Raw genomic sequence first — 11900 nt, forward strand, 5'->3', positions numbered from 1 at the left:
AACTCTTGTAATATTATGCATAACTGCCTATTCTGTGCGATTAAAGAATAACTAAGTGGAGAAATACACACATGCGTGTTGAAGATTTAATGACCAAAAAAGTATTTACGGTAGAGCCGCAAGACATGATTGATCGCGTCTTTTTCCTGATACATTACGAAAAAGTGCGTCATTTACCTGTGGTAGAAAAAGGCAAAGTAGTGGGCATTGTTTCTGATAGAGACCTCTATAAAGCACTTGGCCCAAAAAGCAATTCCAACTCAATTGCAGCTGAAGGTACCACAGAATTACACGTACTACCCAAGAAAGTAACTCATATCATGCACCGTGGTGTTATTACCGTTCAGTCTGACACCTATGCATCTAAAGCTGCCGCCTTAATGGCAGAAAACAGAATTGGTGCATTACCTGTCATCGATAGTAAAAACAAACTTGTTGGCATACTGTCAGCGACAGATATACTTAAAGTGTTCTCTAAAATTGAACATGCAAGTGAAAAACGTGAAGAGCGAATAGCGTCAAACGCAAGTTAATTACTCAGCACAAAAAAGCCTCTTTACAGAGGCTTTTTTACATCCATTACAAGTAAAACACCTGGAAACACACATCATTTTCATCCTTGCTAGTCTTTTTATCCGTCATCAGCACGATAGCTAGTTACCTAGCCAGCTATGCGCAGTACTAACGACAAACAAAAATCCTGTCCACACTTGAACGCTTATTTATTTCCAGGCGCCTAAACTACTATGGCTTCTTAGGGCGCATATGTGGAAATAATAAGACATCCCGTATAGAAGGGGCATCGGTAAACAACATAACCAGGCGATCAATCCCAATCCCTTCGCCTGCTGTTGGCGGCATTCCATGCTCTAAAGCAGTAATATAGTCCGCATCAAAATGCATCGCCTCATCATCACCTGCTTCTTTTTCCTGTACCTGTTGCATAAATCGCTCTGCCTGATCCTCTGAATCATTTAATTCAGTAAAACCATTGGCTATTTCCCGACCACCAACAAAGAATTCAAAACGATCTGTAACATGAGGGTTCTCATCATTTCGCCGCGCCAAAGGAGATACTTCAACTGGGTAAGCCGTAATAAACGTTGGATTCATTAGGCGGCTTTCAACAGTTTTCTCAAAGATTTCTATCTGCACCTTACCCAGCCCATAACCCTCTTTAACTGGGATACCTAAATTATCAGCGACTTTTACTGCCGCCTCACGATTATCGATATCAGCTGGCTTCAGGTCAGGATTAAAATGTAAAATCGAATCAAATACTGTCATACGCTCAAAAGGTTTGCCGAAGTCATAATTTTCACCTTGATAGCAAACTACCGCATTACCCACCACATCCTCTGCAAGCCCTTTTAACATCGCCTCAGTTAGATCCATTAACTCACCGTATTCCGCATAAGCCTGATAAAATTCCAGCATGGTAAATTCTGGATTATGCCGTGTTGATAAACCTTCATTACGGAAATTTCGATTAATTTCAAACACCCTCTCAAAACCACCCACAACCAGGCGTTTTAAATAAAGTTCAGGTGCAATTCGTAAATACATTCCTATATCCAATGCATTATGAAATGTTTCAAAAGGACGCGCCGTCGCTCCACCTGGTATGGTCTGCATCATTGGCGTTTCAACTTCAAGAAACTTTCTTTCAATGAGAAACTGGCGAATATAAGCAACAATTTTTGAACGCATCAAAAAAGTATTACGTGATTGCTCACTCATAATTAAATCCAGATAACGCTGTCTGTATTTAATCTCCTGATCAGCAATACCGTGAAATTTCTCAGGCAAAGGGCGCAAAGATTTGGTCAATAAGCGTATATCATCAACCTTAACACTCAACTCACCCACCTTGGTTTTAAATAAAACACCTTCAACACCGAGAATATCGCCTATATCCCACTTCTTGAATTGCTCATTATAAAAGCCTTCAGCTAGAGTATCGCGCGTAACATAAAGCTGTATTTTTCCAGACATATCCTGAATATGCGCAAAACTTGCTTTACCCATTATTCTACGTGTCATTAACCGGCCTGCTAATTTGACTCGCACAGGCTCAGCTTCTAATTCTTCCTTGGTTTTAGAGTTATACTCAGCAATTAGTTCACCAGCGACCACATTACGGCGAAAATCTGTTGGGAAAGCAATTCCCCCATTTTCACGTAAAGCTTTTAATTTTGAACGGCGCTGTGTAATCTGTTCTTGTTCGTCGTGTTCTATTTCTGCCATTTTTGTGTTATTTAATTGATTTGTTTTTTATGTTACAGGATTTTAAAAGGTCCAAGGCACCCATGATGCTTGAAAAATGGGCTTGCTACGCTTTGCCCTACATTTATATGCATTCCTGATATTATTTTTCCGCGACAAGAAACATCTGGAAATTTTTACAAGCCACTCTTTAATCTTGCTTCGATAAACTGATCTAAATCACCATCCAGTACTGCCTGCGTATTTCCAGTTTCAACATTAGTACGTAAATCCTTAATCCTTGACTGGTCTAATACATAAGACCGAATCTGACTGCCCCAACCTATATCAGACTTACTATCTTCTACTGCTTGTTGTGACTCAGTACGTTTACGTAACTCTAACTCATATAACCTAGATTTCAACTGCTTCATCGCAGTGTCTTTATTTTTGTGTTGCGACCTATCATTCTGACATTGCGCAACAGTATTCGTAGGTATATGCGTAATTCGCACTGCCGACTCTGTTTTATTGACATGCTGCCCACCTGCCCCACTGGCACGATAAACATCAATGCGCAAATCCGCGGGATTGATATCAATTTCAATATCATCATCCACCTCTGGCGAAACAAACACAGAAGCAAACGAAGTATGCCTACGATTTCCTGAATCAAAGGGCGACTTTCTAACCAGGCGATGTACGCCTGTTTCAGTGCGCAACCAACCAAAAGCATAATCACCTTCAAATTTAATCGTAGCACTTTTAATTCCGGCAACTTCTCCCTGCGACTCTTCAATAAGCTCGGTTTTAAAGCCTTTTCGTTCGCCCCAGCGTAAATACATACGCTCAATCATGGCAGCCCAGTCCTGAGCTTCCGTCCCTCCAGACCCAGAGTGAATATCCAGAAACGCATGATTAGCATCCATTTCACCCGCAAACATACGCCGAAATTCTAAACCAGCAACTTTCTCTTCAAACACACTTAGGTCATCAATAACGGTATCTACCGTCTCTTCATCTGCTTCCTCAACAGCCATTCCCAGCAACTCTTCCGCATCAGCTAAACCTGCATCCAGATCATTGACTGTGTTGACTATCGTTTCTAGTAAACCTCTTTCTTTTCCTAATGCTTGTGCTTGCTGCGGGTTATTCCATATTTCAGGATTTTCTAATTCCATTAGGACTTCGACTAGACGCTCATTTTTAACATCGTAGTCAAAGATACCCCCGAAGAGCATCAGTACGCTTTTTTAAATCAGTAATTTTATAAGTAATAGGATTTATTTCTTGCATTTTTCTATAGATTTTCCTGACTTCTGACTATTTAAAATAATTTGAACATTATATACCATTAAGCCTTTCCTTTGGATTGCCAAATTATTCCATTGTTGTTTTTCTTGCTTATGCTAGAATAAGCTCGAATGTGTAGGTTTTCACAAGCCTCACGTTACATAACTAAAACAATATGAGGGTTACATGAAATTTTTAAAACCATTTTTACTGTCTGTTTGCCTTGGCGCTTCTATGGGTGCTTTCTCTACTGCAGCTTTAGCTGAGTGTGAAGATGGCAGAACATGCTTTGAACCAGATGTAGCAATTGATAATGTTGTTAATAAAATCATGGAAGCTAGACATGCGATTGATAACGGTGCTGATTCTCAAAGCATAATTAAACTTATCAAAGACGCAAAAAGATTGAATAAGGAAATTAATGCCAATGATCTTGTTGATAGACACCGTCAGAAAGCAGCTAAATTCCTGAATTTAGCTATAAAAGAAGTTAAACAATCAGCACTTCAGCCTGCTGACTCACATTTATTAGAAGCAGAAAAACGTTACAAAGCACTACACGCTCTACTATAAAAATAGTATCGAAATAACAGGGTAGCAATACTACCCTGTTACTTTTAATCTCTAGACTAATCCCATCGCGAATCACGCACCTTTACACGACCAGCATCTAGCTTAACTTCCAGACTCGCTATATCCTCATACGCTGGTGCACTCTTTACCGCACCTGTCCTAATGCAAAACCTGGCACCGTGTCGCGGACAAATAATTTCATCTCCCACAAACTCACCACTGGCAATTTCTGCTCCATCATGCGTACACATATCTTCTAACGCAAAGAAACCATCTTCTAATTTAAAAACAACGACATCAATTCCATCCACATCAACAACAATATGCTCACCCACAGCTAGAGCATCTTCCGCCACCACATCAACCCACTCAGACATATTTTCCTCTTAATTAATTTTTTATATAAACATCATATCTAAGTAGCTTACTTTTAAAACTTTCCGCTGGCTTTCCCCCAATAGGCAAAGCATAATCTGGACTTTTAACCACAACTTTTTTTGCCGTTGTCTGTAATGCTACCTCGAATAATGCCTCTCTATCCATATCATCACCCAGTAAATCACGTAATATTAACATCGACTTTTTGGGCAAAGCTGATTTTTTGCGTTTAGCTGGAAACATTGGATCGATATAGATACAATCCGGGCTGAATGTTAATTGCGGTAAAATATCAATAGCGTTACCAGCCATCAATTTTGGAGCCGACAAGCCTAATCTTTGCACCCAGTCGACACGCTCTAAACGCAAAAATGCATCTGCAAGTAACTCTAGCATCACAGGCGAACGTTCAATGCAGCTTAAGTCATAACCCATACGAAAAATATGTAAGCTATCTTGCCCCCAGCCAGTTGTCGCATCGACGACTGTTTTGGTTTTTCGCCCGATCGCTTGGGCTAATGCGCCTTCCTTCGGTGCCGGCCAGGAACGCTGCTCTCCCTGCCTAGGTTCAATTTCAACCATTAAACCACCTTTTTTAAGCAACTCTTTATCTAAAAGCTTTAAACATCCATCGCGCCAGCTTAAAAAAAAATCTTCAGGTGTAAACTTATCAACTGAATGATAAAGTGGCACAGCTAAACGCACTGATAACGCTTGAGATAAAACTAAATCAGATTGCTCGCTATGTAAAACAGCTAACTTACCTATATAGTCGCGCATAATCCTGGAACTCAAAACGTAAAGCAGACTTTAGTCCGCTAATATTGAACAAAGCATAAACCTAGCAAAATTAGTTGAATGCGAATTTATAGTGTTTTAAAAAAATCCCACTTCACCCATAGGTTAAGTGGGATTTTTTTTGAAGTGCTGTGGAATCAAAAGCTTGTGCTAGAAACCGTGAGCAACTGATTTTTCTAGGATAAACAATACAACAACGAACTTATTCAGTAGAAATAGATTCTTGCTCATTTTTTAAAGCAGCATCTAAAGTATGCCAGGCTAAAGTTGCACATTTCACCCTAGCCGGATATTCGCGCACGCCGGCCAACACCGCTAATTTACCAATAGCTTCCAGATTAACCTCTTCCTCTTTACCAGTCGTCATTTCATGAAACTGCTTAAATAATTCTTCAGCTTCAGCTTCTGTTTTTCCTTTGACAATTTCAGTCATTAACGAAACAGAGGCCGTCGAAATAGCACAGCCAGATCCTTGAAAGCTCGCATCAGTAATTTTATCGCCATCCATTTTTAAATATAAGGTTAAACGGTCGCCACACAACGGGTTAAAGCCTTCTACTTTTCGGTCAGCATCTTCCATCACATGGAAGTTACGTGGATTTCTATTATGGTCAAAAATAACCTCCTGATAGAGGTCGCGTAAATCATCAAACATGTATTTCTCTATTTATTTGTAACTTCTAATTCCCACGTTCTGCATGGGAATTCATTCAGGAACGCTCCGCGTTCGATAACGCAAAACATGGAAGCGAAGATTATAAGGAATGAGGGGTTAAGACTATCCGAAAGTATGGCGTAGGATTTTGACTCGGGTGTTATTGAATTCTCATTCCTAAGTATATTAACCAAAAATTTCTATTAACGACTCAATACCCTGCATTAAAACATCAATCTCTTCTTTGGTATTGTACATGGCAAACGAGGCTCTTGCTGTCGCAGGAACCTCAAAGAAGTCCATGACCGGCATCGCACAATGATGCCCAGCACGTATAGCAATACCCAGACTATCCAGCATGGTACCTATATCATGTGGGTGAATTTTATCCAGAACAAATGATAGGATGGCACCTTTTTCCTGCGCTTCTCCTATCAATCGTAGCCCTTTAATCTGCTTTGCTTTTTCTGTCGCATAGTCTAGCAACTCAGCTTCATAAGCAGCAATATTATCCATGCCTATATCATTAAGATAATCTATCGCTGCACCTAGGCCAATCACATCAGCTATATTCGGTGTACCCGCTTCAAATTTATAAGGTAAGACATTATATTCAGTTTCCTCAAATGTCACTTTACGAATCATATCTCCTCCACCTTGATACGGAGGCATGGCTTCTAGTAAAGATTGTTTGCCATATAACACCCCAATACCCGAGGGAGCATACAATTTATGCCCAGAGAAAACATAAAAATCACAATCTAATGCCTGTACATCAACTGACATATGTGGAATAGCCTGCGCTCCATCCAATAATACAGGGATATTCTTTGCTTTCGCGGCGGCAATAATTTTTTCAACTGGATTAATTGTACCTAATGCATTGGACATATGCACAACAGCAATCAGTTTTGTTTTATCAGTAATTAACTTCTCAAATTCGGCATAAATTAATTCACCTTGCAAGTTAATCGGTGCAACTTTTAAAACGGCACCTGTTTCTGCACATAGCATCTGCCAGGGAACAATATTGGAATGATGCTCCATAGCAGTAATAAGAATCTCATCACCTGCTTTAATATTAGTCTTGCCAAAGGTTTGTGCAATTAAATTAATCGCCTCGGTTGCACCTCTGACAAAAATAATTTCTTTAGTACTTTGCGCATTAATAAAATCTTTAACCTTTTCCCGCGCTCCTTCATAACGATCTGTCGCCTTTACGCTTAAAGTATGCACACCACGGTGTACATTGGCATATTCATGACTATAGCAATGCACAATGCTATCAATCACCTGTTGTGGTTTTTGGCAACTCGCAGCATTATCCAGATAGACTAAAGGTTTATTACGTATTTTCTCTTGTAAAATAGGAAAATCAGCACGGATTTTTTCGATGGGGAATGTTGTCATATTGTTTCTAGTGTTTGTAGGTTGGATTAGCTTTTTTATTGCGCAGCATTAAAAAACGTTATCCGACAATTAAATGCTATGTGTCGGATAACGTTATCTGCGCTACGCTAGATAAGCTAATCCAACCTACATATATACGTGTTAATTTGGGCTTAAAGCCAATCTTGCTGTATACCTGCCTGAGGAAAGCGCTGTAATAGTTGCGCTAGCACCATATCATGTAACTCTGGCAGCTTGATCTTTTCAACCATTTCATTGGCAAAAGCAAAAGTCAGCATATTCCTTGCGGTTTGCTTATCCACACAACGCGACTGTAAATAGAAAATAGATTGCTCATCTAACTGCCCAACAGTAACACCATGCGCACATTTTACATCATCCGCATAAATTTCCAGTTGCGGCTTTGTATCGGCTTCAGCATCATCCGAGAGTAACAGGTTACGGTTATTCATCATCGAATCGGTTTTTTGTGCCTGTTCTGCAACCAATACCCGCCCCTGAAAAACACCTTTTGCACGCTGATTTAACACACCTTTATACAGCTCATGGCTTATTGCATGGGGCTGCAAATGATTAATGCGCGTGTGGTTATCAATATGCTGGCGCTTAACACCTAAATACAAGCCATTTAAGTCACATTCTGATGCCTGACCCAGGTCTGTATGAATATCATTGCGCGCTAACAGTCCACCAAAGGCAAAATTATGATGCGTAAAACGGCTATCTCTATCCTGTTTAACATAGATTCCGCCAAAATGGTAAGCCTTTTCACCTTCCATTTGCAGTTTATATAAAGTCAAGTCAGCGTTCTGAGCCAGTGAAACTTCCATAATCGCAGCAGAACAATAGGCTTCATCACAACCTACAAAAGTTTCAACTACCGTTACCTCGGCTGATTCTTCCAGAGCAATAATATCCCGGGTATTGGCCATAAAACCAGCTTGTGTAACCACATGCAAGATTTGTATAGGTTTAGCTAATACCTGTTTAGCAGGGACATGAATAAAAAGCCCATCACTAAACCAGGCTGTATTAAAGGCAACAAAGCCATGCTCTTTAGAGTCAACTGATTGAGAAAAGTATTTTTCCAGTAAATCAGCACATTGCTCTAAAGCCGCGCTCATACTCATGACCGTGACTATTTCTGGTATACCATCAAGTTTAGATAAAGACGCAGAAAAATGCCCATCAACCAGCACCACAGACCAGGCATCCTGTATTAAATACTGATTAAGACTATCTATTTCTATCGCGCCGATTTCGGAACTACTCGCGGGTGAAAATAGCTTTTTCTCTATGGCAGAAACATTCGTATAACGCCACTCTTCCTCTCTTAATGAGGGAAAACCATGCGCTGAAAATTGCTGCACGGAATCCTGTCTTAATAATGCTAGCCAGGCAATAGATTGACCTGGTAAAGCATCTGCAATTTTCTTATATTCAGCGGGATACTGACTGATGATTTGTTCAGCACTCATTAAGCAACCTGCTCTTCTACCCAGTGATAACCCTTTGCTTCCAATTCCAAAGCAAGTTCAGGACCACCTAATTTAACAATTCTTCCATCCGCTAAAACATGAACAATATCGGGTTTAATATAATCTAAAAGTCGCTGATAATGAGTAATCATTAAAAAAGAGCGGTCAGCTGCTCGTAAAGAATCAACACCGGCCGCAACAACTTTCAGAGCATCAATATCCAGCCCTGAATCCGTTTCATCCAGAATACATAAACTCGGCTCTAAAATTGCAGCCTGCAAGATCTCATTACGTTTTTTCTCACCACCCGAAAAACCTTCATTTACCGAGCGATATAAAAAAGATTCATCCATTTCCAGTAATTTAACTTTATCTTTGACTAAAGTTAAAAAATCCATCGCATCGACTTCAGCCAACCCTTTATGCTTACGAATTGCATTTAAAGCCGCTTTCATTAGATAAATATTGCTTACCCCGGGGATTTCTACAGGATACTGGAAGGCTAAAAATACACCTTCACGTGCTCTTTCATCAGGTTCCAGATCTAATAAGTTATTACCCTGATAAGTAACTGTTCCTGATGTCACCGTATATCCTGACTTGCCTGACAAAACGTGTGACAGGGTACTTTTACCTGCGCCATTCGGCCCCATAATTGCGTGAACTTCACCTGCTTTAATTTGCAGGCTAAGACCTTTAAGAATAGGCTTATCACCTACACTGACATGAAGATTTTCTATGCTAAGCATTTATTATTACCTGATATATTTTTAATTTATTTGCGTAAGGTTGGGTTAGCTTATCAAGCGAAGCGCAGATAACGTAACCCAACAATGGGCAATTATTTTGTGTAGGTGATGTTGTGCATTTAACCAACCGAACCTTCTAAACTTAACCCTAATAAGGCCTGAGCCTCAACTGCAAATTCCATGGGTAATTCTTTGAATACACTTTTACAAAAACCATTAACGATCATTGAAACTGCATCTTCCGCAGATATGCCACGTTGCTGACAGAAAAACAATTGGTCTTCGCTAATTTTAGACGTAGTGGCTTCATGCTCAACTTGTGCCGAAGGCTGTTTAACTTCAACATAAGGAAAAGTATGCGCACCACATTGATCACCTACTAATAAAGAGTCACATTGAGTATAGTTACGTGCATTAGTTGCACCTTTACCCACTTTAACCAAACCACGATAAGTATTTTGCGATCGCCCAGCAGAAATACCTTTTGAAATAATGGTACTCCGAGTATTTTTACCAATATGGATCATTTTAGTTCCGGTGTCGGCTTGCTGCATATTATTTGTGACTGCAACAGAATAAAACTCACCGACAGAGTTATCACCCAATAAAACACAGCTAGGATATTTCCAGGTAATTGCCGAACCTGTCTCAACCTGAGTCCAAGACACTTTCGAATTAGCACCACGACACTCAGCGCGCTTAGTCACAAAATTATAGATCCCACCAACACCATTTTCATCGCCTGGATACCAGTTTTGTACCGTGGAATATTTAATCTCCGCATCATCCATTAAAATCAATTCCACTACAGCCGCATGTAACTGGTTTTCATCACGCATTGGTGCAGTACAACCCTCGAGATAACTTACATGACTACCTTCATCAGCAATAATCAAAGTACGCTCAAACTGCCCAGTGTTCGCAGCATTAATTCTAAAGTAAGTTGACAACTCCATCGGGCAACGCACACCTTTGGGGATATAAACAAAGGAACCATCGGTAAAAACGGCTGCATTTAACGCTGCAAAGAAATTATCACCTGAGGGAACCACCGTTCCTAAGTATTGTCGCACTAACTCAGGATATTCTTGCAAGGCTTCCGAAATAGGGCAAAAAATAACCCCGGCATCTTTCAACTTACCTTTAAACGTTGTAGCTACCGAGACACTATCAAACACTGCATCGACAGCAACACCCGCCAAACGCTCCTGCTCATCTAATGGTATACCTAATTTTTTATAGGTCTCTAGTAATTCAGGGTCTATTTCATCTAGACTTTGTGGTTTGTCTGAATCTTTTTTAGGAGCAGAATAATAGCTAATCGCCTGGTAGTCGATTGGCTCTATATTTAACTGCGCCCAATTGGGTTCCTTCATTGTTTGCCAATGACGAAAGGCTTTTAAACGATATTCCAGCATAAATTCTGGTTCACCTTTAATCGCTGAAAGTTTCGCAATCACCTGCTCATCGAGTCCAGGTGGGAAAGTATCCACTTCCAGTTCGGTTACAAATCCTTCTTTATATTTGTGACCAATCAGGTTTTCGATTTCTTGTGCGCTTGAAGACATAAATGCTCTTTAACTATTTAAATGATACAAACTGGCCACTGGCACAGTAATTTCTTGAGGAGGCTTAACGGGTTGTAACATATCAGCTAAAGTCACCGATTCTAAAGCTCGCTGAACAGTCTGATTGACTACCCGCCAATTATTACCAATTTGACAGCCTGCAACCTGCTGACAACTATTTTCCAGTGTACTGCATTCGGTTAAGGCAATTGGCCCTTCCAGTGCAGTAATCACCGATGCAACCGTAATTTTCTCAGGTGCCTGTACCAAGGCATATCCGCCTTTAGCCCCTCGAATCGAACTTAATACCTTGGCTTTAAGCAATACCTTCAAAATCTTACTTACCGAGGGTAAAGCAATTCCCGTGGCAGTCGAAATTTCAAGGGCCGCATAAAGCTGAGTTTGATTTTTTGCCATAAAAGTTAAGATAACCGTCGCATAATCAGTCATTTTACCTAGACGTAACATGTCCACTCCTTCAATTTAGGACTATTTTAGTACTATTTAATTCCATAGTAAATAGCTAGGTTATTATTTCTAGATTCTATTTACCTATTCCAGTAATGGCTATGCTTATTTCTATAGCTGAAGTTTCCCAATAATTATTTATGGTAAAATTAAAACTATGCTACAACTATATGAAAAAAATAGTCTTTTCATTCGTTTCAAATGCTATTGCCTAAGGGGAATTAAGTAGGGGTTTGCTATAAACATGGCAAAACCACCTAAAATAAACCTCGATACACCAGCATTGTGTATTTCAGCTACTCAATAATTGGGAAACTTCAGTATA

General features: G+C 39.9%; 12 protein-coding genes. 2 read left to right on the forward strand and 10 right to left on the reverse strand.

Annotation, left to right across the window (positions count from 1 at the left end; translation table 11 throughout):
* Positions 1–71: 71 nt before the first annotated feature.
* The gene (locus tag CDZ78_RS00400) at positions 72–533 is read left to right on the forward strand and encodes a CBS domain-containing protein (protein WP_087868171.1); all 462 of its coding nucleotides are present in this window, start codon (positions 72–74) and stop codon (positions 531–533) included.
* A gap of 211 nt (positions 534–744) precedes the next feature.
* On the opposite strand, the gene lysS is transcribed toward CDZ78_RS00400, so the two are convergent.
* Positions 745–2247: a lysine--tRNA ligase gene (lysS, locus tag CDZ78_RS00405; protein WP_087868172.1), complete on the reverse strand. Its 1503-nt coding sequence runs from the start codon at positions 2245–2247 to the stop codon at positions 745–747.
* Positions 2248–2402: 155 nt separating this feature from the next.
* Positions 2403–3501 (reverse strand): peptide chain release factor 2 gene (gene prfB, locus CDZ78_RS00410; protein ID WP_140413827.1). Its coding sequence is split into 2 segments (ribosomal slippage): positions 2403–3425 and positions 3427–3501, totalling 1098 coding nucleotides; the frame shifts between segments, so codons are not numbered across the junction.
* Between the two features lie 183 nt (positions 3502–3684).
* Here prfB and CDZ78_RS00415 point away from each other — a divergent pair.
* Entirely contained in the window at positions 3685–4071 is a 387-nt protein-coding gene (locus tag CDZ78_RS00415) for a hypothetical protein (RefSeq protein WP_087868174.1), read from the forward strand.
* 56 nt (positions 4072–4127) lie between these two features.
* Here CDZ78_RS00415 and CDZ78_RS00420 read toward each other — a convergent pair whose 3' ends face one another.
* From CDZ78_RS00420 to CDZ78_RS00455, 8 genes are all read right to left on the reverse strand, one after another.
* Positions 4128–4448 (reverse strand): Rieske 2Fe-2S domain-containing protein, encoded by a 321-nt coding sequence (locus tag CDZ78_RS00420; RefSeq protein WP_087868175.1) that lies wholly within the window; start codon positions 4446–4448, stop codon positions 4128–4130.
* 13 nt (positions 4449–4461) lie between these two features.
* Positions 4462–5229: a class I SAM-dependent methyltransferase gene (locus CDZ78_RS00425; protein ID WP_087868176.1), complete on the reverse strand. Its 768-nt coding sequence runs from the start codon at positions 5227–5229 to the stop codon at positions 4462–4464.
* A 220-nt stretch (positions 5230–5449) separates the two neighbouring features.
* Positions 5450–5902 carry a Fe-S cluster assembly sulfur transfer protein SufU gene (sufU, locus tag CDZ78_RS00430; RefSeq protein WP_087868177.1) on the reverse strand — a complete coding sequence of 151 codons (453 nt, stop codon included), beginning with the start codon at positions 5900–5902 and terminating at the stop codon, positions 5450–5452.
* A 186-nt stretch (positions 5903–6088) separates the two neighbouring features.
* A complete protein-coding gene (locus CDZ78_RS00435) occupies positions 6089–7312 on the reverse strand; it encodes a cysteine desulfurase (protein ID WP_087868178.1) in 1224 nt (407 codons plus the stop codon).
* 152 nt (positions 7313–7464) lie between these two features.
* Positions 7465–8790, reverse strand: coding sequence for a Fe-S cluster assembly protein SufD (sufD, locus tag CDZ78_RS00440; protein WP_087868179.1), 1326 nt, complete (start codon positions 8788–8790; stop codon positions 7465–7467).
* A complete protein-coding gene (sufC, locus tag CDZ78_RS00445; RefSeq protein WP_087868180.1) occupies positions 8790–9539 on the reverse strand; it encodes a Fe-S cluster assembly ATPase SufC in 750 nt (249 codons plus the stop codon). Before sufC ends, sufD begins: the two co-directional genes overlap by 1 nt.
* Positions 9540–9658: 119 nt before the next feature.
* Complete coding sequence (gene sufB / locus CDZ78_RS00450; RefSeq protein WP_087868181.1) at positions 9659–11107, reverse strand: Fe-S cluster assembly protein SufB; 1449 nt, start codon at positions 11105–11107, stop codon at positions 9659–9661.
* Between the two features lie 9 nt (positions 11108–11116).
* Positions 11117–11575, reverse strand: coding sequence for an SUF system Fe-S cluster assembly regulator (locus tag CDZ78_RS00455; RefSeq protein ID WP_087868182.1), 459 nt, complete (start codon positions 11573–11575; stop codon positions 11117–11119).
* Positions 11576–11900 lie beyond the last annotated feature (325 nt).

Source organism: Bathymodiolus platifrons methanotrophic gill symbiont (genome assembly GCF_002189065.1).
In the GTDB taxonomy this organism is placed as follows: Bacteria; Pseudomonadota; Gammaproteobacteria; order Methylococcales; family Methylomonadaceae; genus Methyloprofundus.